Here is a 25,075-nt window from a genome sequence, read left to right on the forward strand (position 1 = left end):
CTGTACGTAAGCGCGTGAAATGGGGTGCCGAACTTGACGGGAGGCCGCCTCTCCCTAAAGGGGTGGCGCAAATTTCCGAATCGTCCCGCAAATACCCGTACCCGGAGCTAATCCATGACCCTTGCCCCCGACCGTCTCGCGCCGATGGCCAACGCCATCCGGGCGCTATCGATGGATGCGGTTCAGGCAGCCAACAGCGGCCACCCCGGCATGCCTATGGGCATGGCCGATGTCGCCACTGTGCTTTACGCCAAGTTCCTGAAGTTCGATCCCGCCGCCCCCGAATGGGCGGACCGCGACCGCTTCGTGCTGTCCGCCGGTCACGGTTCGATGCTTATCTATTCGCTGCTCTATCTGACCGGCTACGAAAGCCCGACGATCGACGACATCCGCAACTTCCGCCAGCTTGGCAGCCCCTGCGCCGGCCACCCCGAAAACTTCCTGATTCCGGGCGTGGAATGCACCACCGGGCCGCTTGGACAGGGCCTGGCGATGGCCGTTGGCATGGCGATGGCCGAACGCCATCTCAATGCCACCTTCGGCAGCGACCTGGTCGATCACAATACCTGGGTCATCGCGGGCGACGGCTGCCTGATGGAGGGCATCAACCACGAGGCCATCGGTCTTGCCGGCAATCTGAAGTTGGGCAAGCTCAAGGTCCTGTGGGACGACAACAAGATCACCATCGATGGCGACACCTCGCTTTCGACCAGCGAAGACATCCCCGCACGCTATCGCGCTGCCGGATGGGATGTCTTCTCGTGCGACGGGCATGACTTCGCCGACATCGAACGTGCGCTGTCTGAAGCAGCGGCTTCGGACAAGCCGACGCTGGTCGCCTGTCGCACCGTGATCGGCAAGGGTGCGCCCAACAAGCAGGGCAGCCACAACGTTCACGGCGCCCCCCTCGGCGCCGACGAGATTGCCGCCACGCGCGAATATCTGGGCTGGAACGCCGCGCCATTCGAGGTGCCTGCTGAAATTCTCGCCGACTGGCGCTCGCTGGGCGCGGCCGGTGCGAAAGCGCGGGCAGAGTGGGATGCGCGCTTGTCTGACAGTGCAGACGCCGCCGAGTTCAGCCGCCGCATGGCGGGCGAACTGCCCGATGGCGCACCGATCCGCCAGGCGCTCGCCGAATGGGTCGCAGGCGATTCGACCGTCGCGACCCGCAAGGCTTCCGAGAATTGGCTGAACGTGCTGGCTCCGGCCATTCCCGAGATGGTGGGTGGCTCGGCCGACCTCACCGGCTCCAACAATACCAAGGCCAAGTGCCAGGCGCCGTTCACCTCCGAGGACTATGCGGGCCGCTACGTGTACTACGGCATCCGCGAATTCGGCATGGCCGCCGCGATGAACGGAATGGCTCTGCACGGCGGCGTGGTCCCCTATGGCGGCACGTTCCTGATCTTCTCGGACTACTGCCGCAACGCAATCCGCCTGTCGGCCCTGCAGCGGGCCCGCGCGATCTATGTCCTGACCCATGATTCGATCGGTCTGGGCGAGGACGGACCGACGCACCAGCCTGTCGAACAGGTGATGAGTCTGCGCCTGATCCCGAACCTCAACGTGTTCCGCCCCGCCGATGCGGTCGAGACCGCCGAGTGCTGGAACCTCGCGCTGGAAGCGTCCGTCACGCCGTCGGTACTGGCGCTTACCCGCCAGAACCTGCCGCAATTGCGCAAGTCGGGCGATATGCTTTCGGCACGCGGTGCCTACGTGCTGCGCCACGCCGAGGGCGATCGTAAGGTGATCCTGATCGCCACCGGTTCGGAAGTCGAACTGGCCTGCAACGTGCGCGACACGCTTGCCGGGCAGGGCATCGGCGCCGATGTCGTTTCGATGCCGTGCATGGAGCTTTTCGAAGCGCAGGATGAAGCCTACAAGCACGAAATCCTGCCGCACGACCCTTCGATTCTGCGCGTTTCGATCGAAGCGGGATCGACCATGGGTTGGGAACGTTACACTGCCATCAGCCGCAATGGCGGCCTCAACATCGGCCTGGACCGCTTCGGTGCGTCGGCCCCGGCCAAGGATCTGTTCGCACGTTTCGGTTTCACCGTCGAAGCCATCGTGCCCAAGATTCTCGACAAACTCAGCGCCTAAGGAGGAGTATTGAACATGGCGACCAAGGTTGCGATCAACGGTTTCGGACGTATCGGGCGCCTTGTAGCGCGCGCGATCCTCGAGCGCCCGGACTGCGGGCTCGATCTCGTTTCGATCAACGATCTGGCCGACACCAAGTCGAACGCGCTCCTCTTTGCCTATGACAGCACCCACGGCCGTTTCCCCGGCACGGTGGAGGCCGGCGAAGGCAAGATCACCGTCAACGGCAAGGACATCGTCGTCACGGCCGAGCGCGATCCCGGCAAGCTGCCGCATAAGGACCTGGGTATCGACATCGTGCTCGAATGCACCGGCTTCTTCCAGTCGAAGGAAGCCTCGCAGCCGCACCTCGACGCGGGTGCCAAGCGGGTTCTGATCTCGGCTCCGGCCACCGGCGTCGACAACACCGTCGTCTTCGGCGTGAACCACGAGACGCTGACCGCCGATCACATCGTCGTGTCGAACGCTTCGTGCACGACCAACTGCCTGTCCCCCGTCGCCAAGGTTCTGAACGACACCGTCGGCATCGAGCGTGGCTTCATGACCACGGTTCATTCGTACACCAACGACCAGCGCATGCTCGACCAGATCCACTCCGATCTGCGTCGCGCCCGTGCCGGCGCCGCCAACATGATCCCGACCACCACGGGTGCCGCCCGCGCGGTCGGCCTCGTGCTGCCGGAACTCAAGGGCAAGCTCGACGGGTCGTCGATCCGCGTGCCGACCCCGAACGTCAGCCTGGTCGACCTGTGCTTCGTGCCGAAGCGCGAAACCACCAAGGAAGAGATCAACGCCGCACTGAAGGCCGCTTCGGAAGGCGCGATGAAGGGCGTTCTCGCCTACACCGATCAGCCGCTGGTTTCGTCGGACTTCAACCACTACCCGGCAAGCTCGACCGTCGACAGCCTGGAAACGGCCGTCATGGAAGGCAAGTTCGTGCGCGTCGTGTCCTGGTACGACAACGAGTGGGGCTTCTCGAACCGCATGCTCGACACCGCGGGCGCGATGGCGAAGTTCCTCTGAACGTGAACCCGGCGGCGGACCACTCCGTCCGTCGCCATACATGCGCCGCGAGAGCCCACCCGGCTTTCGCGGCGTGTCGTATCCGCAGCGGCGAAGCAAGGAACGAGCAATGAGCGCTTTCAAGACCCTCGACGATCTTGGTGACGTGACCGGCAAGGTGGCACTGGTCCGTGTCGACCTGAACCTGCCCATGCAGGACGGCGTGGTCACCGACGAGACCCGCATCCGTGCGGCGGCTCCGACCATTCTCGAACTGTCGCAGAAAGGCGCCAAGGTCCTTCTGCTGGCGCACTTCGGCCGGCCCAAGGGTGAGCGCGTCTCGACGATGTCGCTGTCGATGGTCGTTGGCGCGGTCGAGAAAGTGCTCGGCAAGGAAGTGATGTTCGTGCCCGAGATTGCAGGCGACGTCGTCGCGCAGTCCGTGGGTATCCTGCGCGCGGGCGACATCGCCATTCTGGAGAACACGCGGTTCTGGAAGGGTGAGGAAAAGAACGATCCCGAACTGGTGAAGGCCATCGCCGCAAACGGCGACTTCTACGTCAACGATGCCTTTTCGGCCGCGCACCGTGCGCACGCCACCACGGAAGGGCTGGCGCGGGTCCTGCCCGCCTATGCCGGCCGGTCGATGCAGGCCGAGCTGGAAGCGCTCGACAAGGCGCTCGGCACGCCGCAAAAGCCGGTTGCCGCGGTCGTCGGCGGCGCCAAGGTTTCCTCGAAGCTCGACGTGCTCAAGCACCTTGTTACCCAGGTCGATCACCTCATCATCGGCGGCGGCATGGCCAACACCTTCCTCGCCGCCAAGGGCGTCGATGTCGGCAAGTCGCTGTGCGAACATGACCTGACCGGTACCGCGAACGAAATCCTCGACGCGGCCGATGCCTCGGGCTGCACCGTGCACCTGCCTTACGAGGTCGTCGTCTCCAAGGAATTCGCCGCCAATCCGCCGAGCCTGCGCACGTGCAACGTGCATGAAGTAGCAGCCGACGAGATGATCCTCGATGCGGGGCCCACGGCTGCCGAGGCACTGGGTGACGTGCTCAAGACCTGCCGGACGCTGGTCTGGAACGGCCCGATGGGCGCCTTCGAGATGCAGCCGTTCGATGCCGCTACCGTGGCGCTGGCCAAGACGGCCGCAGCGCTGACCGCCGAGGGTTCACTGATTTCGGTTGCCGGTGGCGGCGATACCGTGGCCGCGCTCAACCATGCGGGCGTGGCGCAGGACTTCACGTATATCTCGACGGCCGGGGGCGCCTTCCTCGAATGGATGGAAGGCAAGGAACTTCCCGGCGTCGCGGCGCTTTCCGCCTGAGACATGAGGGATATCGTGCCTGGATCGGGTGCGGTATCCCTGGCCATGCGGCATTTCGCGGTCGGCAGGGCTGTGCGTTCGTGTGCGCGGGGGCGACCTGGGGCAGTGTCCGGACATGGCACACCAGGCGGATTGTACCGCAGTTGCGAAGAGATCGACCGGCGGATAACGTCACGTTAAAGTTATCGAACAAGGCAGGAGGAGTACCCATGCAGTATTCGGATATGGCGGCAAAGATGGCCGAAGGTAACGGTTTCATCGCCGCGCTGGACCAGAGCGGTGGCTCTACGCCCAAGGCGCTCAAGGGCTATGGTATCGAAGAAGGTGCCTGGTCGACCGAAGAAGAGATGTTCGGCCTGATCCACCAGATGCGTTCGCGCATCATCTCCTCGCCCGTCTTCACCGGCGACAAGGTGATCGGCGCTATCCTGTTCGAGCGGACCATGGACGGCCAGGTCGATGGCGTGCCGACGCCGACCGCGCTGACCAACAAGGGCATCGTCCCCTTCATCAAGATCGACAAGGGCCTCGAGGACGAGGCCAATGGCGTGCAGCTGATGAAGCCGATGCCGACCCTCGATGCCCTGCTCGAGCGTTCGAAGGCGCTGGGTGTGTTCGGCACCAAGGAGCGCTCGGTGATCAATTCGGCCAATGCCGAAGGCATTGCCGCCGTCGTCAAGCAGCAGTTCGAGATCGGCAAGCAGGTGCTCGGCCACGGCATGATGCCGATGATCGAGCCCGAGGTGAACATCAAGAGCGAGACCCGCGCCGAGTGCGACAAGATCCTGCTCGCCGAAATCCTCAAGAGCCTCGACGAGCTGCCCGAGGGGCAGCAGGTCATGCTCAAGCTGTCGCTGCCGGTGGTGCCGGGCACGTTCGATCCTCTGGTCGAGCATCCCAAGGTTCTGCGCGTCGTCGCCCTTTCGGGCGGCTACAAGCGCCCCGAGGCCTGCGTGGAACTGTCGAAGAACAAGGGCATCATCGCCAGCTTCAGCCGTGCGCTGCTGGAAGACCTGCGTTCGAAGATGAGCGACGCCGAGTTCAACGTCTCGCTCGGCTCCGCGATCGACGAGATCTACGCGGGTTCAACGCAGAAGATCGAGACGGCCGCAACAGCCTGATCGAACCTCCATTGTTCGAATTGAAAGGGCGGCGTCCGGATCGGGCGCCGCCTTTTCGTTGGGCTTTGTCGTTGGCCTGTGAAAGGAACGATGTGCTAGAAGCGGACGTTGGCGTCGCGGCGCTTCAATATGGCGGGCCGATGCGGTAACTGACGGGTCCAGGGTGCGACGCTCTGCGTTGTGGAGAAACTATCATCATGAGCGAGATCGAGGGGCAGAGGAAAACGGTAGAGCATCTTCCGAGCCAGAAATCGAACATGGTGTCCGAAGAACTGACGAGAATTCTAGCCATGCTGCGCGATGTCTCTCCGCGCGACGCCAGGATCACCTTCGAGTTCGACGGAAAGCTGCGCGTGCATATCGATGTCCGCAATGGCGAGGACGTTGTGGGGCTCGAGAAAATGCTGCCGACGCTCGCCATGGGGATGTTTCACGACATCGATGTCGGAGCCACGCCGCACCATCCTTTCTTTCACCGCATCTCCGCGGTCGTCGACCGATAGGCAACCATTACCGCGGCACCGTGCGGCCCCTCACAGACCGCCCATGAACCGAAAGCCGAAACGATAGGATGCCGGTTCTATGGTGCCGCCGTTTCGACCGGCAAGCTTGTCGGGCTGGACGGTCACAAGATCGAGTTTCCCATCGGCGACCTGGATCGGCTCGCCCGACGTGATTTCCATCGTCCTGCTGCCCGAGCCGAGATCGACGCGAATGCGAAGGCGAACCTGCCCCGCCCAGACGCAGCGGGCGTTCATCGGGCAGCGGCTGTCTTCCAGTATCGCCAATGGTGTGACTTTAGGCCCGTCGACAATCACGGTCTGTCCGAGCGCCGCATAGGCAAGCGGTGCTTCGGGCTGCGGTGGGGGCTTGGTCGGTGCAGTGGGCTGCGACTGGTAAGGCGCCGGTTGCGCTTCCGGCGGCGCTGCGGACGGGATGATCGCGCAACCGGCAAGACCAAGCGATGCGGCGATGAAGGGCAGGGCGTGATTTCTCATGCCTGCAGAAAGCATCGGGACGCCTGAACGGTTCCGGAATGGCGGGCCGCCGCGACCGCGCCTGCAAACACGGCACTTCCACCAAGGCTGAACAGGCTCTAGAGCGCGGCCATGACCGATGAAAACGTCCAGACCGAAGTCGAGCGTGAACCGACGCAGCTTTACCTGATTTCTCCGCTCGATGTCTGCGGGTCCTTTCCGGATCGGCTTGCGCGTGCGCTCGATGCGGGGCCGGTTGCCGCGTTTCAGTACCGGGTCAAGGACATCGACCAGCATGAGGCCGCCCGGCTTGCCGAGCCATTGCAGGCGATCTGCGCGGAGCGCGAGGTTGCGTTCATCGTCAACGACTCGATCAGCCTAGCCAGGCGTATCGGCGCCGACGGGGTACATCTGGGGCAGGAAGACGGGACCGTCGAGGAAGCGCGACAGGCTCTGGGACGCGATGCGCAGATCGGCGTAACCTGCCACAACAGCCGCCATCTTGCGATGGAGGCCGGTGAAGCGGGCGCCGACTATGTGGCGTTCGGAGCTTTCTTCCCGACCACCACGAAGGACGTGAAGCATACCGCCGGGCTGGACCTGCTGGAATGGTGGCAGGCCCTGTTCGAAATCCCCTGCGTCGCTATCGGCGGCATCACGCCCGAAAACTGCGCACCGCTGGTCAGGGCAGGTGCCGATTTCCTCGCCGTGAGCGGTGCCGTGTGGAACGGCGACGAAGCAGCGGCGGTAAAGGCCTTCCATGCGGCAATGAAAGGCGCGATGTCCTAAATCCGCGCGAGAAGACCGCGCGCCGCTTCGACGACGGGACCAAGACGTTCGAGAGGGCCGATGCCCGCGTATGCCTTGGCCGTTTCCGGGACTTCCAGTCCGATCGTCACGCCTTGCGGCAGCGCCTTCAGGAAATCGGCGAGTGGCAGGTCGCCGGCGCCGGGCGCAAGCCGCTCTTCGCGTGCCTCAAGGCCATAGTCGTCAGTCCTTGCGGGCATCGGCACATCGCAGATCTGCACATGCCCGATCTTCGCGGGATCGGCCACAGCCAGCTCCGCCACGGTGCTGCCGCCACGAAAGAAATGCATGGCATCGACCAGAACCTGTGCGTTGGCAGCTCCGCAAGCCGCGGCATAGTCGAGTGCTGCAGCAAATGAGGCCGGGGGCATGAGCGGCAGGAACTCAACCGTGGCGCGCAAACCGCGTTCTCCGGCCATTTGTGCAAAGGCACCGAAGGTTTCCGGAGAGGCTGCCATGCTCACGGCATTCACGGCAGGTGCGCCCAGGTCGGCGAAGAGGTCGAGCATCGGCGCGAATTGTGTCAAGTCCATGCCGTCACGCACGAGGAAGCCTTCGCCGAGCGCGACACGCACGTCATTATCCGCCAGCGCAGCCCTGGCTTCACGCACGAGCGCGGCGTCCTCGAGCAGGTTCCAGGCGGGATAGCCGTGCGGGTTGGCGGTGATGGGCTGCGGGGCCAGACCGATGGCCGATACGCCCAGTTCCCGGGCCAGTCGGATGAAATCCACCGGCGGCATTCCGAGCACGCAGATGAATTCGATGGAGAGCCTGTCTTTCGTATCGTGCATTGAGGACCTTTCTGGCGGGCTGCATGCGCCGGCATGATCGTCACTTTTCCTCGGCAGCCCTGAACTCCGGATAGGGACCGAGGCCAACGAACAGGAAGGCGCACAGAAGCATCGTCGGCGCGGCGATCATCTCGAGCATGTCGTAGCTGCCCGTGAGATCGTGCACGGCACCGGCAATGAGCGGACCGACGGCGGTGCCCGCCATCATCATCGAACTGATCGTGCCGAAGATCGCGCCGAAGTTTCGCAAGCCCGCATAACGGGAAACCAGATAGGTCGAGATCTGCAGCCCTGCACCCGACGCGAAGCCGATGCACATGGCGCCGATCAGGAGCGGCGATGGTCCGGCAATGAGGCCGATGAGCAGGAAGTGCCCAAAGGCACCCGTTGCGAAGCCGAAAAAGGGAATTATGCTGCCCTGGATCCGGTCCAGGAGCCAGCCGACACCGAGCTTGCCCACCAGCCCGGCAAGGCCCGCCGTGGCCGCGATTTCCACTGCGGTATCCATCGCAATCCCGCTTTCCGAGACGATGCGGACCAGGTGCACCGACACGCCCGAGCCCACCATCGACATCAGCAGGTTCGCGACCGCGATCCGGATCACACGGATATCCCGGATTGCTTGCGGAATGGTGAGGCCCGGCAGGACAACGGTGGTGGTCGCTCCGCCCTTGTCGGCTGCCCTTGCCTTGCGGGCATGGGCGTCGAAATAGAACGGGACCAGGAGAATCAAGGCCAGCCCCGCCCAGCCAAGGCCGAGCCATATGTAGGCCTCACGCCAGCCGAAGGCGTTAATCAGCTTGTTCGCCGCAAGAGGCGCAAGGGTCTGCCCTATCGCCGACCCGCTCAGCACGACCGCCAGCGCGAGGCTGCGGGCATGGGTGAAAACGCTGGAAATGCCAGCGCTCCACACCGTGGATTTGATGGCGAGTGCGAAGACACCATAGATCACGTAAAGAGCGATCCACTGGGTCATCGAACCGCTGAGCGTGCTGAACGCGGTAAAGGCGCCGCCCGTCAGTACCATGCCCACGATCGCCAGCCGACGCGTGCCGAACTTGTCGAGTGCCATGCCGACGAACGGGCCGCCGAGCATCGAGATCGCCGCAAAGATCGTCAGGCCCGAGGAGAGGGCGGTACGGCTCCATCCGAATTCCTTTTCCAGCGGCCCGATGAAGGTGCTGAGCGAATAGGTGATGACCGTATAAAACGACATCCCGACCATCGCCGCGAGCACAGTGGGCCAGTACCTGCGCCACTCCTCGCTCGCGGTTGCCGGTTCGTTCATTCTCCAGCCCCTCCCAAGGCCTGCAGCCGGATCAGAAATCGATCTTTGCGATGACCGCTTCGCCGAAGTGGCGGGCCAGGTCGCAATATTCGCCGCGCGTCTCGGCGTAGATCGTCGCGCCCGAGGCATCGATGCCGATCGACTTGAGGTGCGCGAAGTGATCGAGCGCTTCCTGGGCGTTCCAGCCGGCTTTCACCGAATAGGTCGACGAGGCGATTACCTTGGGCGGCGTTTCTCGGCCGACCTTGGCGCAATGCTCCTGCATGTAGGCGATCGCGCCCTTCACGTCCTCGTCGTCTTCCATGCTGGCGGTGCGGGCGGTGTCGGTAATGGTCTTGGGCACGAAGAAGGGGTGCCAGGCATCACCCAGTTCGACCGTGCGGCGCAGCGCGCGCTTCGAGTTGCCGCCGACGAGCAGCGGCGGGTGGGGCTTCTGCATCGGCGTGGGCCGTACGCGGTTGCCGAGTGCTGTGTAGCCGGTGCCCTCGAAAGTGAAGTCCTCGCCGGTCCAGGCCAGCTTCATCGCCTTGATGTATTCGTCCATCAGGTCGTTGCGGGTGTCGAAGTCGACGCCCAGCGCCTTGTACTCCGCCTTCATGTATCCCGCGCCCATACCCAGGATCACACGCCCCCCGGTGAAGTGGTCGAGCGAGGATACCGCGCGCGCGGTGATGAACGGGTTGCGGTAGGGCAGGACGATGATGTTCGTCTGCAGCCGCAGCCTGGTCGTGACCGCCCCCAGCATCGACAGCATCACGAAGGGATCCTGCGCATAGTGGCCGCCGTTGTCGAGCCAACGGGCGGAAGGGACCGGGTGATCGGTTACCGAACCGGCGTAGAAACCGGCGTCTTCCAAGGCGCGGGCGATCTCGTGAAGCGCCTGCATCGAGACGAATTCGTCACCCTGTTCCACATGGTCGAAGGGCAGGCTGGTGCTGAGTGTGAAGGTCATAGTCGTGCTCTGTCTTGATCCGGGGAAGGTCAGTCGATCACTTCGGGAGGAAGGATCCAGGTTTCGTTGTGGTCACGCACCCAGCCGCTGGAGGCCCACGAGCCGCCATCGACAGGGATGATCGTGCCGTTGACGTAGCTTGCCATCGGTGAGGCCAGGAATACCGCGACGCGGCCACATTCCTCGTCGATCCCGGCGCGGCCGGCCGGGATGCGGCGGCGGACGGAATCAATCTGCGCTTCGGTGGGTTGGCACCACTTGCTCTCGTCGACCGGGCCCGTCCATTGACCGCGCGTGCCGGGGGTGACGGTATAGTCGGGCGCGATGGTGTTGACGCGGATCCCGTATTCGCCGAATTCAAGTGCAAGCGTGCGGGTCATGTTGTTGATGCCGGCCTTGCACGCGGCATAGACGGCATAGCCCGGCGCCGCGCGCGAGCCCTCGATGCTGGTCACGTTGATGATCGAACCGCCACGGCCGCCCTCGATCATGACCGGAACGGCCGCCTGCGTGGCGACGATGTTGCTCACCAGATTGAGGTCGATGTGACGCCGCCAGTTCTTTTCCTGGAGGTCGAGGAAGTTGCGACGCGTCACGCCGCCAGCGTTGTTCACGAGAATGTCGAGCCGTCCGAATGTGTCTGCTGCGGCCGCGACGGCATTCTGCAGCGCTTCGACGTCCATCACGTTGCCGGGGATACAAAGCGCCTTGCGGCCGCGTGCCTCGACCATCCCCTTCACCTGGTCGCAGCGCTCGGGAATGGCCTCGATGATGGCGATGTCGGCTCCCATGTCAGCCATGCACAGAGCCGTTGCGCGACCGATTCCGCCGCCGCCGCCGGTGATGAAAGCCACCTGTCCCGTCAAGTCGATGTCGCTTGCCTGCAAAATCCTCTCCACCGTTTTGTGCCGTCTTCGGCATCTTTGGCAGCATGCGCTGCCTAGTGCTTGATTGTATACACCTGTCCAGCATCAACCAGATCAGATGGCTCGTCTATATCTTTCTCCAATCCTTCGCTGAGGATCGTCTCCACGCTGAGCCCCAGCCTTTCCGCTTCCTCGCGATGGCGGGCGGCGCTGTCAGTGCCGTAGTGGAAGCGAAAGCCTGCCGCCTCGGGCAAGGGGAGGCACAGGGCGTTCGTTCCGGTACCATGCCGGTCGGGCGCGATGGCGATCGTGCCATGCGGGGCTTCGGCCAGCAGATCGAGATCGAGTGCCGTCACGCAGGGTAGGTCGGCGGCAATCACGATCAGCCGATCCGGCCTGCCCCGGGCATTCGAAATCTCGTCGAGAGCCTTTGCCAACGCGTCATTGAGACCGCTGCCAGGCTCGTCGATCAAGGGTATGCCGGCATCCATTCCATGCCGCGACGGGCCGACCAGCACGGTGCGCGCGACCGTTTTTGCATCGGCCGCCGCATCGACAACATGGCGCAACATGGCATCGACCAGCGCATCCCGCTCCGCGTCGGACAGGGTGACGGCAAGGCGGGACTTGCCCTGTCCACGAGCCTTGATCGGGATAAGTGCCCATATGTTCGCGGACACGCTCATGGAATCGGCGGAGCGTCCGTCAGGCTGGTGAAGCGGATGCCGGCGCCATCGGCCTTGTAGGTCTTGTTCATGTAGATGAGGATCGAGGTCAGGGCTTCGGCAGCGGCCGAATTGCAGAGCGCTCCGCCCGCCAGGCCGCGCAGGCCCATGCCGGGGCACAGCTCGATCACCATCTTGCGCGCCTCCACATCGTCGCTGAACACCAGCACGTCGCAGTCGATGGCGTGGTCGCTGTCGAGATGGTGGGCCGAGACGTTGTGGAACGCGGTGACGAGGCGCACGTCCGGACCAAGATGCGCGCGCGCCTGCATCGCGGCACTCCCTTCCGAGGGAAGCTGCACGCGCATCACCTTGGGTGGAACTAGCGGCACCGTGGTATCGACCACGACGGCATCGCCGACCTTGCCTTTGATGAGCGCCAACGTGTCGCCCTGCGAGGCATGGGGCACGGTCACGATCACCACGTCCTTGCCACTCGCCGCGTCGGCATTGGCGGCAAAACCCGATGCGCCGAGTTCCTCGGCAGTGACCTGCGCCTTTTCGGCCGAGCGCGAACCGATCGTCACGTCATGGCCAGCCTTGATAAGGCGGCGCGCGATTCCCTTACCCAGTGCGCCGGTTCCGCCGATCACTGCAATGGCTGCCATTTGTCTATCTCTCCCGCGAATTCTTGTCTGAGGCGATTGTCCTGAACGACGAGGCGGACCTATTAGGACCCATGGACCCGATTGCACAAATGACCGTGCGCCCGCTCGCCGGGTTGCCCATGTTCGCCCCCGGAATGTCGATAGCGCAAGCCATTTGCACGGTTTTGCGCGGCGAAGGAGACGACCTACGCGATGGCGATATCTGTGTGATCGCCCAGAAGATCGTCTCCAAGGTCGAAGGAAGGGCGGTCGAACTGGATGCCTTCACCCCGGGAACCGAAGCGGAGGAACTGGCTCGTCTTACGGACCGCGAACCGACCATGGCCCAGGCGATCCTCGATGAAAGCGCCGAAATCCTGCGGGCGACACCTGCAGCAATCGTCGCGCGTCATCGCAGCGGGCATGTATTGGCCAATGCCGGGATCGATGCCTCGAATGTCGAGGGCGCGGAGGATGGCACCGTGCTGCTCTGGCCCAGGGACCCCGACGCCTCGGCGCGGGCAATCCGGACCGAATTGCAAAAGGCCACCGGCATAAAGCCAGGCGTGGTTATCGCGGACTCGATGGGCCGGGCATGGCGGATCGGAACAGTGGGCACCGCCATAGGGTGCGCGGGCCTGACCGTGCTGGAAGACCGGCGGGGCAGGGCTCAGGACCTCTTCGGCCGTACCTTGCAGGCAACCGTGATCGCCGTAGCGGACTCGATCGCCGCCATGGGGACGCTGGCCATGGGCGAGGGGGCCGAAGGCACCCCGGTCGCGCTCGTGCGGGGCGCCGGGCGCTGGGTCGGCGCGGAAGACGGTCCGGGAGCGGCGAGCGGCCTGCGACCGATGGAGCAGGATATGTTTCGATGAAGGCACAACACGTGCTCGCGCTTTCGGGTGGTGTCGGCGGCGCCAAGCTGGCGGCGGGGCTGGCGGCTGTGCTGCCTCCAGAAGACCTGACCATCGTCGTCAACACAGGGGACGATTTCGAGCATCTGGGGCTGACCATCTGTCCCGACATCGATTCGGTCACCTATGCGCTCGCCGGTCTCAACGACACGCAGAGGGGCTGGGGCGTGAAAGACGAGACCTGGCAGGCCATGGGGATGCTCAAGGCGCTGGGCGAGGCGGACTGGTTCAACCTCGGCGATCGGGACATGGCTATGCATATCGCCCGAAGCTGGCGTCTGCGCGCGGGTGAGAGCCTGTCGGAAGTAACGGCCAGGCTGACCCGCGAACTGGGTATCGTGCACGCGATAGTTCCCATGAGCGACACGCCCGTGCGCACGCAGGTCGAAACGGCGGAAGGATGGCTGGACTTCCAGCGCTATTTCGTTGCCGAGCAATGCCGGCCGGTGGCAACGGGCATCCGCTTCGCCGGCATTCCGGGCGCGGCGCCGTCCCCGGCCTTTACCGAGGCGCTGGCCCGGGAAGACCTTTGCGCGATCGTCGTATGCCCCTCGAATCCGTATCTCAGTGTCGATCCGATATTGGCGGTGGACAGCGTCAGGGCGACGCTCGAAGGCCGCCGCGTGCCGCTGATCGCGGTTTCGCCGCTGGTGGGCGGAACCGCGTTGAAGGGGCCTCTGGCAAAGCTGCTGGGAGAGCTGGGGCAACCCGTATCCAATGCTGCGATCGCAGATCACTACGGCGATCTTCTGGATCATCTGGTGATAGACAACGCCGATGCCGCCGATGCCGAGGGGTTGCGCGGGGCGGGCCTTTCGGTCACGATTACGGGAACAGTCATGTGCGATGCCGATGATCGGGAGCGGCTTGCGCGCGTAGCACTGTCCGCAGCCCGTATCGAAACAGGATAAACATGGCTCGCGACGACAGCGCATTGATAACGCGTCTCCTTTCCACGCCAACAGAAGACCTGCTCGCCGAAGCCTGCGCGCGCCGGGACATGCGTGGTCCCGCCCGCATGACCTATTCGCCGAAGGTCTTCATTCCCCTTACGCGCCTGTGTGCGGACGTGTGCCACTATTGCACCTTCGCCACGACGCCCTCACGGCTCGAAGCGCCCTACATGTCCGAGGAAGAGGTGCTGGAGGTCGCCCGCGCCGGGGCTGCGGCGGGCTGCAAGGAAGCGCTCTTCACGCTCGGCGATGCGCCGGAGAGGCGATACGCAGCGGCGCGCGAGTGGCTGGTGCAAAACGGCTTTTCCCGCACGATCGATTACGTTCGGCACTGCGCGGAACTGGTCCTCAGGGAAACCGGCCTGCTGCCGCACGTGAATGCAGGCATCCTCGGCGAAGAGGACTACCGCATGCTGCGCCCGGTCGCGGCTTCGGTGGGACTGATGCTGGAAAGCACCTCGGAGCGCCTGCTCGAAAAGGGCATGTGCCACCATGGTTCGCCCGATAAGGTGCCGGAGTTGCGCATCGCCTCGCTCGATGCGGCGGGACGCGCGCGGGTGCCGACTACGACCGGCGTGCTGATCGGTATCGGAGAGGCGCCGCAGGAGCGTATCGAAGCGCTGATTGCGCTGCGCGACCTGCATGGACGCCACGGCCACCTGCAGGAAGTGATTGTCCAGAACTTCTGCCCCAAGCCCGGCACCAAGATGTCCGGCGCAGCCGAGGCCAGCGAAGACGATTTCCTGCGAACCATCGCCGCCGCGCGCATTGTCATGCCGGATGAGGTTTCCGTGCAGGCTCCCCCCAATCTCAACGACGAGCGGCTTGCCGAGTTGATCGACGCCGGCATAGACGACTGGGGCGGAATTTCGCCGGTCACGCTCGACCATGTGAACCCGGAGGCACCCTGGCCGGAAATCGAACGACTGGAGGCCGTGTGCGCACGTGCCGGCTTGCCGCTGGTCGAGCGCCTGACGATCTATCCGCGCTACATCGGTGCGACGGACAGTGAATGGCTCGACCCCGCGATCCGGCCGGAGGTCCTGAAACTGGCCGATGCCGAAGGGCTGGGGAGGGACAGTCAGTGGAGCCCCGGTGTTGCCGATCCGGCGCCGGGAAGCGTGCAGCTGCCGCTGGGACGACGGTACGAGGGGCCGGTGGCATCGCGCATTCATCGTATCCTCGACCGTGCCGCCGACAGTGCCTCGCTGTCCGAGGACGAGATCGTGACGCTCTTCGCCACGCGCGGTTCCGCTGCGCAAGCGGTGGTGGAAGCAGCCGACGCCTTGCGGGCCGAAGTGCGCGGCACTGACGTGACTTACGTCGTCAACCGCAACATCAACTACACCAACATCTGCACGCACGCCTGCTCGTTCTGCGCCTTTTCGAAGACCAGCACCAAGGCGGGCTTCCGCGACAAGCCCTACAATCTCGACCTCGACGAAATCGCCGACCGAGCCCGCGAGGCGGTCGACAGGGGTGCCACCGAGGTTTGCCTGCAGGGCGGCATTCACCCGAGCTATACCGGCGAGACTTATCTGGCGATCCTGCGCGCCGTGAAGGACGCCTGCCCGGACCTGCACGTCCACGCCTTTTCGCCGCTCGAGGTAAGCCAGGGCGCGCGCACGCTGGATATGCCGGTTGCGGACTATCTTGCGATGCTGCGTGATGCCGGTCTCGGCTCCTTGCCCGGCACGGCAGCGGAGATCCTGTGCGACGACATCCGGGCGCAGATCTGCCCGGACAAGCTGACGACGCAGGAATGGCTCGATGTCGTTGGCTCTGCCCATCGCGTGGGCCTGCCGACGACGTCCACGATCATGTTCGGCCACCTCGAAGGGATCGGGCACTGGGCGCGCCACTTGTTGGCGCTGCGGAACCTGCAACTCGATACGGGCGGTATCACCGAGTTCGTCCCGCTGCCACTCGTCCACATGGAAGCGCCATTCTACAGGCGCGGGCAGAGCCGCAAGGGGCCGACCTGGCGCGAAACGGTGCTGATGCACGCGGTTGCGCGCCTCGCGCTCCATGGCGCGATCGACTCGATCCAGTGCTCATGGGTGAAGCTGGGCATGGAGGGAGCGGCCGCAGTTCTGGCGGCGGGCGCCAACGATCTGGGCGGCGTGCTGATGAACGAAAGCATCAGCCGGGCCGCAGGCGCGTCGCACGGCCAGGAAGTAGGCGTCGACGAACTGCGCAAGGCGGCGAAAAGTGTGGGGCGCAAGCTAAAGCAGCGCACCACGCTGTACGCGAACGTGGCCGGATCGTTGCTGACGGGCGAGGTGGCCTGACCGGGTGGGGATCAGGCCGCGATCAGGCCCATGCCGATCCCGCGTACTGCGGCGGACGTCCGGTCTGTCACGTCCAGCTTGTCGTAGATGCGGCGCAGGTAGGTATCGACAGTCCCCACGGAAATACCGAGAATTTCGGCTATGACACTGTTGCTCTTGCCGCGGGCCACCCAATCGAGCACCTCTCTTTCTCGCCCGGACAGAGGCCTGTCGTCGGCCTGCCGGCCGGCCAGGAATTCGCAGATGCGCAGGTGCATGGCCTGAGCGGCCATGTGCATTTCTCGCAGGGCATCCTCGTCGACTCGCGCGTTCTCCGCCATTCTCCCGATACCGACGTAACCGTCGCGGCCGTTGGGCCCATAGCACGGCATCGTGAAGCCATCGCCGATCTCAAGTTCGCGCATCAACTGGAGGAAGCCGCGCTCCTCGGGCGTCGCATCCACGGATGCCCAGGCCTCGGTCCAGCGAACGGGAACGCCGAGCGCCATCGCCGTTCGCGGCACTACGTCGAGTCGCTGGAAATTGGCAGCCAGATAGGTCCTCACGACCTCCGGGCTAAATCCGTGGTGCATCGGTTCCATCAGTCCTTCCGGCGCATTTCCCCGTGTTCCCGGAGCTGCCGAGAAGTAGAAACAGGAAGAGAACCCGTTTTCCTCGAAATATGCGGGCATGACCTCGAGAAGGTCCGGCAGACTTCTGCTGCGTAATACTTTTTCCATTATCGCAGGCATGTTCGTGTCCCGCACAATACATTGGAAAACAGACTGGTCTCGTAGTCGCTCGAAGCACTGCAATAAGAGCAAATCAAAAGGCGCAATTCAAGATGGCAAGTCGGGTTTCTGTCTCTCCCTTTAAAGGAAAGGAGACTGCATTCCAATTCCCGTGACGGAAATGGAAGAATATCAGAGCAACTGTCGTCGATTGCTGCCAAGCCCCCTGCGGCAAACGCGTGTCCCGTGAGTGCGGGACTCGTCCGCGAAACCGGCGACACTTATTGGGCCAGAGTTGCAATGCGACGGGCGCCGCCCTCCTCCTCCTCCCTCCGGCGCCTGACACGCAAGCCGCAAGCCCTCGGGTCGCACCAGAAGCTGTGGCCTGCTCGGGAACCGCAGTGCCTGAAGACGACCTGCCAGCCCCGGGCCCGGGGCTGGCAGGTCATTTCCTTTGACGATTAATCGCCTGATCGGCCGTCACATCGCCCGGATTTGCTGCCACATCGCGTCGGGCATCCAAGTGTATTCAAGGTAGTGCCCGAAGACCTTGCGGGCATCGAGGTAGAGAAACTTCAGCCCGGTGCCGTCGGCGTCGCCGGAAAGGTCGCGCTCCATCGCTACCGGGAACTCCTGTTGGTCCGCGCGAGCGCGGAAATCATCCCAGTCGTCGATGCGGAAGCAGATATGGTGAAAGCGCAACGGGCCGCCGTTCGAGAGGCAGTTTGCGTAGATGCCCACTTCGTCGATCTCGTTTTCGATCAGCTCGTACTGCAGGTCACCGATCCAGATGAAGCAGATGCGGCCTTTCTGCCGCTTGGGCCCTTCAGGCGTCAGCACCGTCTGGTCGACGGGGATGATGATCGGCTCCTTGGTGAGGCCGCGGCCCCGGAACAGATCGATCCCGGCTTCGAGATCGTCGCAGATATAGGCGTTCTGGTAGTGCATGCCTTCGAGCATGTGTCTCTCCCCCATGTGGAAAGGGGCGGGCTGTTCAGCCTCGCCCCCGATATGTATCAGCCCTCGCGCGCGACGTCGTAGCGCGAAAGGTAGCGTTCGAAGAGCGGCTCGAGCTCTTCCTTGGTGATCCCGTACTGGGCCAGCTTGTATTCGTGCTTGCCGAACTTGTTCTGCGGGTTGTCGTCCACCCACTTCTGGATGCCGGCCTCGGCCTGTGCGGTCCACTCGTCGCCCAGCTTGGCGTAGAGCTTCTTGGTCTCGCCCACCGGATCCTCGACGAGATCGGCGTAGTGGACGTCGATGATCTTGTCCTCGCCGAACTTGTCACGGAAATCCATGATCCGGTTGGCGTGCTCTGCGGCCTGCCAGACGTAGTCTTCCTTCAGCCACTCGGTGTCGATCTTGCCCATGTGCGCCATGTGGCTGAGCGAGATGATCGAGCACAGCGAACCGGTCGCGGTGAAGGGATCGCGGTGCGTCCAGATCACGCGGGCATCGGGGTAGATCTTGAAGATCGTCTCCAGCCACAGCGCATGGCTCGGCTTCTTCACGTTCCACACGCCGCCGGCATGGTGCTGCAGCACCTGCAGGAACTTCTTGTGGTACTCGTAGGCACTGGTCATGTCGCACGAGAAAATGAAGTCCTTGTAGAGCGGCAGCTTGCCCTTGGACTCGATCATCAGCGTCTTGAAATCGTGCGCCATGAAGAACACGCACTCGTTCGGGTAGATGGCCGATCCGCGATAGTACTTGCCCATCTCCGGATTGGCTTCGAGCATCGCCTTTTCCTGAGCCAGACGACCCTGCGCGCGCGGGTCGTTGATCAGCATGTCCTTCGACGAGACCGGCGGCACCGGATCGTCGATTTCCCAGGTCAGCGGCGAACGGCGCGCCGGATCGGCGGCAAGCAGGTTCGACATCAGCGTGGTGCCGGTGCGCGGCACGCCCATGACGAAGACGGGCTTTTCGATCGGCCGGTCGAGCAGGTCCGGGTTCTCGCGAAGATACTGCGAAACCTTCAGGCGGCCGCGCAGATAGTGCTGCGTATCGTTCTTCGCGCGGCCGGTGCCGCCTTCGTTCATCCAGCCCTTTTCGATGCCTTCATTGAAGGACGCGATGAAGACGTCGAGGCCTTCGCGGTAGGTGTCGTTGTCGAAGGTGTCGATGCCGGTTTCCTTCATCGCCTGTTCGATGAGGGCGTCGGCGACCAGAAGCTCGGTCATGCGTGCTCTATCCTCTGTCCCGTTGGATTGTGCTTTCGGACTGCATCGGCAGCCATTGCGTAGGCGCCGAAATAACGCCTTGCAGCCGTGCATTGGCAATGCACCAGGGGATATAATTCAGGTCATTACATGGAAATTGGGTCAATACCCGGCATCTGCCGGCGTCGTACTCAGCACGCGTCCCTGTCGCTGGCGGAACGTGGTCGGGCTCGTGCCCACCGCCCGACGGAAGGCAAAGGTGAAGCTGGAAGGCGAGGCGAAGCCCATCGTGAAGGCAATGGTCTTGACGCTCTCGCCTTCCATCAGCAGGCGCTTGGCGGCCTCCATCCGGCGTTGTTCGATATAGTCCCCGATCGAACAGGCACGGCTGACGCGAAAGCCGCGCGTCAGCTGACGGACCGACAGCCCGCACAGTTCAGCCAGTTCCTTGAGCGATGGTGCCTCGAGCCTGTCCGCAAGGCGTTCGTCGATCAGCCGGAGACGCCATCCGGCCAGCCCGCCGGTCACGGACCGCTCCGCCACTTCGTAGCAGTAGCGGCCGAGTTCGATGGCCAGTTCGGCCCCCAGCAGCTCGAGCATTTTCGTGGCGGCAAGGCCCGGATGGCGGATTTCCGCGGTTATCCGGAAGAGCAGGGCACGCACCTGCGCGCTGGAAATGTCCAGTGTCGCGGCAAGGTGCTGGTCGTCCCACACCAGATCGCGCCCCACGATCTCGTGCACCAGCGCCGGATCGATGCTGCAGATCAGCGAAGCCTGCCGCCCGCTTTCGCCCTTGACGTAGAGTTCCTCGCCCGGCGGGAGCATGAAGATGTCGCCCAGACGTTCGAACCGGTGCGGCCCCCAGCGGTCCCGAAAACCGCCACGCGAATTCAGCGGACGCGGCGTCAGGCACATATTGACGTGGTAGCGGTCAGGCACTTCGTGGAGCGTGGCCGTCGGTTCCGGGATCGCGAAGCGTACGATCTGCGCGACGATGCCGGGAGCGTTCAGCTCGGCATCGACGGATATGGTCGGGCGTTGCGCTACGCTGTCGGGCAAGGTTGATCTCCGGTCGCTGGCCGGCGGCCAGAATTGTGTCCCTGATGGCATACTTGGGCCTGATTTCTATTATCGCTACCCTTGATAGGCAAGCCGTGCCCGCCGAAACCTCTGAGGCATAACCGCGCTCCTGTGGGCGCACGTTTTCGGGATTGAGGAGACACGACGATGGCCAACGGCCTTTTCGACTGCACGGGCAAAGTAACTGTGGTGACCGGCGGCAACGGCGGCATCGGCTTCGGTTTTGCCATGGGCGTCGCCAAGATGGGCGGCGATGTCGCGATCTGGGCGCGCAACGCGGAAAAGAGCGCCAAGGCCAAGGCCGAACTCGAAGCGGCGGGCGCAGGCAAGGTCATCGCCTATCAGGTCGACGTCTCCGAGGAAGAGAACATCACCGAAGGCTACAAGAAGGTGATGGAAGACTTCGGCCGGGTCGACTGCGTGTTCGCCAACTCGGGCGCTTCACCGCGCTACAACTCGGTGTTCGATATGCCGACCGAGCACTGGTATGATTTCCAGAAGACCGCGCTGCACGGCGCTTTCTTCACGCTGCGCGAGGGCGCGCGCCTGATGAAGGAGCGTGTAGAGGGCGGGGATGCCAGCGGCGGCAGCCTCGTCGCCTGCGGCTCGCTCTCGCTGTTCCAGGGCCTGCCGGGCAAGATGGAATATGCCGCCTCGAAGTGCGCGGTGGCAGCGACGATCCGCTGCCTTGCCATCGAACTCGCGCCGCTCGGCATTCGCGCCAACGTTGTTGCGCCGGGCCTCATCATCACGCCGATGATGGGTGAGGGCGCCCGCGCCGAAGGCGTGGCCGCGCATTTCGCGCCGACCATCCCGATGCAGCGCTGCGGCCGCCCGGCCGACTTCGAGGGCATCGGCGCCTACCTGTGCTCGGACGCCAGCTCGTTCATGACCGGCGAGACCGTCACCATCGACGGCGGCTACATGGTCCGCCCGTAACCAGAACAGACCGGGGACGAGGAGAGAGAAAATGAAGCGTCTGAACATTCACGGCGTCGGCGATGTCCGGCTCGATCCCTACGAAAGGCCCGAGGCAGGCCCGAACGACGTGGTCGTGCGCATGAAGTCTGTCGGCATTTGCGGCAGTGACCTGTCCTACATCAAGGTCGGCGGCATGCCGGCCGAACCGGGCGGCCAGACCGCTCTGGGTCATGAGGGCGCGGGCGAGGTGCTGCAGGTCGGCTCGGACGTATCCGGCATCGCCGTGGGCGATCCGGTGATCATCAATCCGATGATGACGCCCAGCAACATCGGTTCGGGCGGCTCGGAAGGGGCGTTTACCGAGGAATTGCTGGTGCGCGAGGCACGGCTGGGCGACTCGATCCTGCCAATTCCCGAGGGTGTCGACTACGACGTCGCCGCCATGTGCGAGCCGCTGGCCGTTGCCATGCACGGCGTCAACCGCGCCGAAGTGAAGCCGGGCGACAAGGTCGTGGTGTTCGGCTGCGGCCCAATTGGCCTGGGCATGCTGCTCTGGCTCAACGATCGGGGGATTACCGACGTAGTGGCCCTCGACCTCGCGGAAGAGCGGCTCGAACGGGCTCGGGCGATCGGCGTGCAGGCTGCGCTCGATCCGACCAAGGTCGATCTGCGCGCTGAGCTTGCAAGGCTTCACGGCGAAGTGCCGAGTTACGGCCGCCTGGGCGTCGGCACCGATGCGTTCATCGATGCCGCCGGCGCGCCCAACATTCTCTCGCAAGTCATCATGATGGCCAAGTTCCATGCGCGCATGGTGATCACGGCGGCCTACATGAAGCCGATCGAGTTCCCCGTCGGCCGGATGCTGACCAGCGAAATGACCATTACCACGGCTGTCGGCTATCCGACCGAGATGCCCGACGTGATCGCGGCCATGCCGCGCCTGAAGGACAAGATCGCGGCCATGATCAGCCACAAGCTGCCTTTTACCGATGTGATGAAGGGCCTCGAGATCGCGGCGACCCCGCAGTCGGCCAAGGTCATGATCGAGATGGAGGACTGACCATGGCAGAGACCAAGGATGCCGGCCCGAAGCTTGCGGGTCTCGTCCGCTCGGGCGACGAGCAGGCCGATGCCATCGCCATCACCGACTTCATCTTCCAGGCCAACGATGTCTCGAATGCCTACCTCGTGACGACCAGCGAGGGCGACGTGATGATCAACACCGGCTTCATGGACAATGTGGAGCGGACCAAGCGCCTGCTGGCCCCGCATCGCACCGGCCCGCTCGCCTTCATCATCCTGACGCAGAGCCATGCCGACCACTATGGCGGCGTGCCCGACTTCCTGGAAGAAGGCACCCAGATAATCGGTGGTCCCGGTTTCAACGAGGCCGTTGCGGACATGATGGGACTGCAGGCCTTTTTCGGTCCGCGCAGCGGCAAGCTCTGGGGCTCGACACTCAAGCGCGGCAGCTCGCCCAAACCGCCGCCGGACGTGAAGCCCGACATCCTCGTCGACCGCAAGCTGACGCTCGAACTGGGCGGTCGGACTTTCGAGATCATCTCCACGCCCGAGGGCGAGACGATCGATTCGCTCACCGTGTGGATGCCGAAGGAAAAGGTCGCCTTCACGGGCAATGTCTTCGGGCCGGTCTGGCTCTCGATGCCGTTCCTCAACACGCTGCGCGGTGACAAGCCGCGTCTGGTGCGCAATTACCTGAAGTCGCTGGAGACCATCCGCGATCTGGGTGCCGAAATCGTGGTCACCGGCCACGGCGATGCGATCATCGGGAAGGACCGGATCAAGGCGGATCTCGACAAGCTCCATGCCGCTGTCAGCTACGTGCGCGACTACACGCTTGATGGCATGAAGGCAGGCAAGGACGTCCACACGCTGATGCGCGAATTCGCTTGGCCCGAAGGGCTGGAAATCGGCGAATTCCACGGCAAGGCGAGCTGGGCGGTCAAGTCGATCTGGCGAGAATATTCGGGCTGGTTGCATTACGAGGACGGGACCACGGCGCTTTACGGCGTGCCGCGTTCGAGCGTGGACGCGGATCTGGCCGAACTGGCAGGCGGAGCGGACAAGCTGGCGGCGCGGGCCAAGGCAAAGCTTGATGAAGGCAAGGCACTGGAAGCCATACACCTCGCCGACATCGCCTTGGGTGCCGAACCCGATTGCCACTCCGCGCTCGAAGTGAAGCGCGATGCCAATCAGGCGTTACTGGCGGGTTGCGGAGGCAAGAACCTGAGCGAAACGATGTGGCTCCGCTCCGAAATCGCTGCTGCGGAAGCACAGCTGGGCGAGGGCGCTGAATAACACCCTTTGATTACCCGTCGTCCCCGCACAGTCGGGGACGACGGCAGCGTGGCCTTCAGGCCATCACGGCCACGCTATCGCTTACGAGCCGGACCAGTTCCGCCTGACCGCGCACGCCCAGCTTGGCGTAGAGCCGTTTCGAATAGTTGCGGGCCGTTTCAAGGGTCAGTCCCATGCTTTCTGCCGCTTCGGCGATGGAAAGACCCTTGTTGAGCGCCACAGCCAGTTCGGCCTCACGCCTGGGCAGGTCAAAGAGGTGGGCAAGGCGCTCCACGCTTTCCTTGGTGCGGGCATTGGGCAGGCGGCACAGCACCAGCATCGAGCGTTGCGGCATGTCGGTGGTCGAGGTCAGCAAGGCTTCGAGGCGCGGGTCGTCGAACAGCAGAAGCGGGCGCGGCGATCCAGGCTCGTCGCTGGTGAAATGGGCGGCCGCAGCCATGAGCTCGCGTTCCGCCTGTACGCCCAGGTCGCGAAGGCGTTCGCCGATGCGTGGCCGGTAGCCCAGGGTTTCCTGCATCCAGGTATCCAGGCGAGGATCGATGGAAAGCAGGCGCGCATCCCGGTCCAGCACCATCCATGCCGTGGCCGAACGGGCCAGTCCCTGCACGCTGACGCTCGCCCGCACACGGTTCTTTTCCAACTCGACGCGCGCTTTGAGCGCTTCCTCCACATAGGGCGCAAGATTGGAAAGCAGCGCGCTGTCCGCGGCGCTGCAGGACCTTGCGCGGGCCATGATGAGCCAAGTGCTCACATCGCCGATGTCGGCAATCCGCACCACGCGTTCGTCCGCAATGCCCAGGCGTTGCATGCGCTGTGCGCGTTCGATGCGAAACACCGGATCGTGATCGGTGAACTCCGCGATCGAATAGACGCGACCCGGCCTCAGTCCGTCGTAATGGAAGCGGTCGAGCGCATGTGCATCGAGCGGATCGCTCTGCTGAGCCCGCGCACGAAGGTCGATTCCCGCATGATATTCATGAATCCGGGCGTGCGCGCCATTTCCCGTTCGCTGGATCAGGCCGATATATTCGGCCCGGGTTCGACGCCTAAGTGTTTCGAGAAATGCGGAAAACCCCTCATTCCCGGACAGACCGCGGAAGAGCGGGAGCAGCAGATCGGTCTCGTCTCGGCTTGTTAGTGCCATAACCCTCCCATATGGGAGGTTTGTGTAAAAGT

24 protein-coding genes are annotated in these 25,075 nt (G+C 63.8%); 12 read left to right on the forward strand and 12 right to left on the reverse strand.

Features of this window, described 5'->3' with window-relative positions:
* The first annotated feature begins 114 nt into the window (after positions 1 to 114).
* The 5 genes from tkt to NZK81_RS15935 all read left to right on the forward strand — a co-directional run bounded on the left by tkt (position 115) and on the right by NZK81_RS15935 (position 6,059).
* Positions 115 to 2,103 carry a transketolase gene (gene tkt / locus NZK81_RS15915; protein WP_260047057.1) on the forward strand — a complete coding sequence of 663 codons (1,989 nt, stop codon included), beginning with the start codon at positions 115 to 117 and terminating at the stop codon, positions 2,101 to 2,103.
* Positions 2,104 to 2,118: 15 nt separating this feature from the next.
* Positions 2,119 to 3,126, forward strand: a complete 1,008-nt coding sequence (gene gap, locus NZK81_RS15920) for a type I glyceraldehyde-3-phosphate dehydrogenase (protein WP_260047058.1) — start codon at positions 2,119 to 2,121, stop codon at positions 3,124 to 3,126.
* Positions 3,127 to 3,235: 109 nt separating this feature from the next.
* A complete protein-coding gene (locus NZK81_RS15925) occupies positions 3,236 to 4,435 on the forward strand; it encodes a phosphoglycerate kinase (protein WP_260047059.1) in 1,200 nt (399 codons plus the stop codon).
* A 209-nt stretch (positions 4,436 to 4,644) separates the two neighbouring features.
* Positions 4,645 to 5,556, forward strand: a complete 912-nt coding sequence (locus NZK81_RS15930; protein WP_260047060.1) for a fructose bisphosphate aldolase — start codon at positions 4,645 to 4,647, stop codon at positions 5,554 to 5,556.
* Positions 5,557 to 5,753: 197 nt separating this feature from the next.
* Positions 5,754 to 6,059: a hypothetical protein gene (locus NZK81_RS15935; RefSeq protein ID WP_260047061.1), complete on the forward strand. Its 306-nt coding sequence runs from the start codon at positions 5,754 to 5,756 to the stop codon at positions 6,057 to 6,059.
* A gap of 30 nt (positions 6,060 to 6,089) precedes the next feature.
* Here the strand turns inward: NZK81_RS15935 and NZK81_RS15940 are convergent, their stop codons facing one another.
* Entirely contained in the window at positions 6,090 to 6,569 is a 480-nt protein-coding gene (locus tag NZK81_RS15940) for a hypothetical protein (RefSeq protein WP_260047062.1), read from the reverse strand.
* 96 nt (positions 6,570 to 6,665) lie between these two features.
* On the opposite strand from NZK81_RS15940, the gene thiE reads away from it, so the two are divergent.
* A complete protein-coding gene (gene thiE, locus NZK81_RS15945) occupies positions 6,666 to 7,322 on the forward strand; it encodes a thiamine phosphate synthase (protein ID WP_260047064.1) in 657 nt (218 codons plus the stop codon).
* Here thiE and NZK81_RS15950 read toward each other — a convergent pair.
* Genes NZK81_RS15950 through npdG form a run of 6 tightly spaced genes read right to left on the reverse strand, consistent with a single transcriptional unit; the run spans position 7,319 to position 12,570 of the window.
* Positions 7,319 to 8,131, reverse strand: coding sequence for a sugar phosphate isomerase/epimerase family protein (locus NZK81_RS15950; protein WP_260047065.1), 813 nt, complete (start codon positions 8,129 to 8,131; stop codon positions 7,319 to 7,321). The genes thiE and NZK81_RS15950 overlap by 4 nt on opposite strands.
* Positions 8,132 to 8,171: 40 nt before the next feature.
* The gene (locus NZK81_RS15955) at positions 8,172 to 9,419 is read right to left on the reverse strand and encodes an MFS transporter (RefSeq protein ID WP_260047066.1); all 1,248 of its coding nucleotides are present in this window, start codon (positions 9,417 to 9,419) and stop codon (positions 8,172 to 8,174) included.
* Positions 9,420 to 9,450: 31 nt separating this feature from the next.
* Positions 9,451 to 10,371: an LLM class F420-dependent oxidoreductase gene (locus NZK81_RS15960; protein WP_260047067.1), complete on the reverse strand. Its 921-nt coding sequence runs from the start codon at positions 10,369 to 10,371 to the stop codon at positions 9,451 to 9,453.
* 29 nt (positions 10,372 to 10,400) lie between these two features.
* Positions 10,401 to 11,270 carry an SDR family NAD(P)-dependent oxidoreductase gene (locus NZK81_RS15965; RefSeq protein ID WP_260047068.1) on the reverse strand — a complete coding sequence of 290 codons (870 nt, stop codon included), beginning with the start codon at positions 11,268 to 11,270 and terminating at the stop codon, positions 10,401 to 10,403.
* Positions 11,271 to 11,311: 41 nt separating this feature from the next.
* Positions 11,312 to 11,923 (reverse strand): 2-phospho-L-lactate guanylyltransferase, encoded by a 612-nt coding sequence (cofC, locus tag NZK81_RS15970; RefSeq protein ID WP_260047069.1) that lies wholly within the window; start codon positions 11,921 to 11,923, stop codon positions 11,312 to 11,314.
* The gene (npdG, locus tag NZK81_RS15975; protein WP_260047070.1) at positions 11,920 to 12,570 is read right to left on the reverse strand and encodes an NADPH-dependent F420 reductase; all 651 of its coding nucleotides are present in this window, start codon (positions 12,568 to 12,570) and stop codon (positions 11,920 to 11,922) included. The genes cofC and npdG overlap by 4 nt, the downstream gene beginning before the upstream one ends.
* Before the next feature lie 119 nt (positions 12,571 to 12,689).
* Between npdG and cofE the strand changes: the two genes are divergently transcribed.
* The 3 genes from cofE to cofH are packed head-to-tail and all read left to right on the forward strand — an operon-like array spanning position 12,690 to position 16,707.
* A complete protein-coding gene (gene cofE / locus NZK81_RS15980) occupies positions 12,690 to 13,424 on the forward strand; it encodes a coenzyme F420-0:L-glutamate ligase (protein ID WP_260047103.1) in 735 nt (244 codons plus the stop codon).
* Positions 13,421 to 14,374: a 2-phospho-L-lactate transferase gene (gene cofD / locus NZK81_RS15985; protein WP_260047071.1), complete on the forward strand. Its 954-nt coding sequence runs from the start codon at positions 13,421 to 13,423 to the stop codon at positions 14,372 to 14,374. The genes cofE and cofD overlap by 4 nt, the downstream gene beginning before the upstream one ends.
* Positions 14,375 to 14,376: 2 nt before the next feature.
* Positions 14,377 to 16,707 carry a 5-amino-6-(D-ribitylamino)uracil--L-tyrosine 4-hydroxyphenyl transferase CofH gene (gene cofH / locus NZK81_RS15990; RefSeq protein ID WP_260047072.1) on the forward strand — a complete coding sequence of 777 codons (2,331 nt, stop codon included), beginning with the start codon at positions 14,377 to 14,379 and terminating at the stop codon, positions 16,705 to 16,707.
* An 11-nt stretch (positions 16,708 to 16,718) separates the two neighbouring features.
* Here cofH and NZK81_RS15995 read toward each other — a convergent pair whose 3' ends face one another.
* The 4 genes from NZK81_RS15995 to NZK81_RS16010 all read right to left on the reverse strand — a co-directional run bounded on the left by NZK81_RS15995 (position 16,719) and on the right by NZK81_RS16010 (position 20,638).
* Entirely contained in the window at positions 16,719 to 17,438 is a 720-nt protein-coding gene (locus NZK81_RS15995; protein ID WP_311202102.1) for a helix-turn-helix transcriptional regulator, read from the reverse strand.
* Positions 17,439 to 17,897: 459 nt separating this feature from the next.
* The gene (locus NZK81_RS16000) at positions 17,898 to 18,377 is read right to left on the reverse strand and encodes a VOC family protein (protein ID WP_260047073.1); all 480 of its coding nucleotides are present in this window, start codon (positions 18,375 to 18,377) and stop codon (positions 17,898 to 17,900) included.
* Positions 18,378 to 18,433: 56 nt separating this feature from the next.
* Entirely contained in the window at positions 18,434 to 19,600 is a 1,167-nt protein-coding gene (locus NZK81_RS16005; protein WP_260047074.1) for a sulfotransferase family protein, read from the reverse strand.
* 141 nt (positions 19,601 to 19,741) lie between these two features.
* Complete coding sequence (locus NZK81_RS16010; protein WP_260047075.1) at positions 19,742 to 20,638, reverse strand: helix-turn-helix domain-containing protein; 897 nt, start codon at positions 20,636 to 20,638, stop codon at positions 19,742 to 19,744.
* 168 nt (positions 20,639 to 20,806) lie between these two features.
* On the opposite strand from NZK81_RS16010, the gene NZK81_RS16015 reads away from it, so the two are divergent.
* From NZK81_RS16015 to NZK81_RS16025, 3 genes are read left to right on the forward strand one after another with little or no spacing between them, the layout of a single operon-like run.
* Positions 20,807 to 21,598 carry an SDR family NAD(P)-dependent oxidoreductase gene (locus NZK81_RS16015; protein ID WP_260047076.1) on the forward strand — a complete coding sequence of 264 codons (792 nt, stop codon included), beginning with the start codon at positions 20,807 to 20,809 and terminating at the stop codon, positions 21,596 to 21,598.
* A 31-nt stretch (positions 21,599 to 21,629) separates the two neighbouring features.
* A complete protein-coding gene (locus NZK81_RS16020; RefSeq protein ID WP_260047077.1) occupies positions 21,630 to 22,640 on the forward strand; it encodes a zinc-dependent alcohol dehydrogenase in 1,011 nt (336 codons plus the stop codon).
* A 2-nt stretch (positions 22,641 to 22,642) separates the two neighbouring features.
* Entirely contained in the window at positions 22,643 to 23,899 is a 1,257-nt protein-coding gene (locus NZK81_RS16025; RefSeq protein ID WP_260047078.1) for an MBL fold metallo-hydrolase, read from the forward strand.
* 55 nt (positions 23,900 to 23,954) lie between these two features.
* On the opposite strand, the gene NZK81_RS16030 is transcribed toward NZK81_RS16025, so the two are convergent.
* Positions 23,955 to 25,043: a helix-turn-helix transcriptional regulator gene (locus NZK81_RS16030; RefSeq protein WP_260047079.1), complete on the reverse strand. Its 1,089-nt coding sequence runs from the start codon at positions 25,041 to 25,043 to the stop codon at positions 23,955 to 23,957.
* Between the last annotated feature and the right edge of the window lie 32 nt (positions 25,044 to 25,075).

The sequence above is a fragment of the Novosphingobium mangrovisedimenti genome, assembly GCF_025153475.1.
Taxonomy (GTDB): domain Bacteria; phylum Pseudomonadota; class Alphaproteobacteria; order Sphingomonadales; family Sphingomonadaceae; genus Novosphingobium; species Novosphingobium mangrovi_A.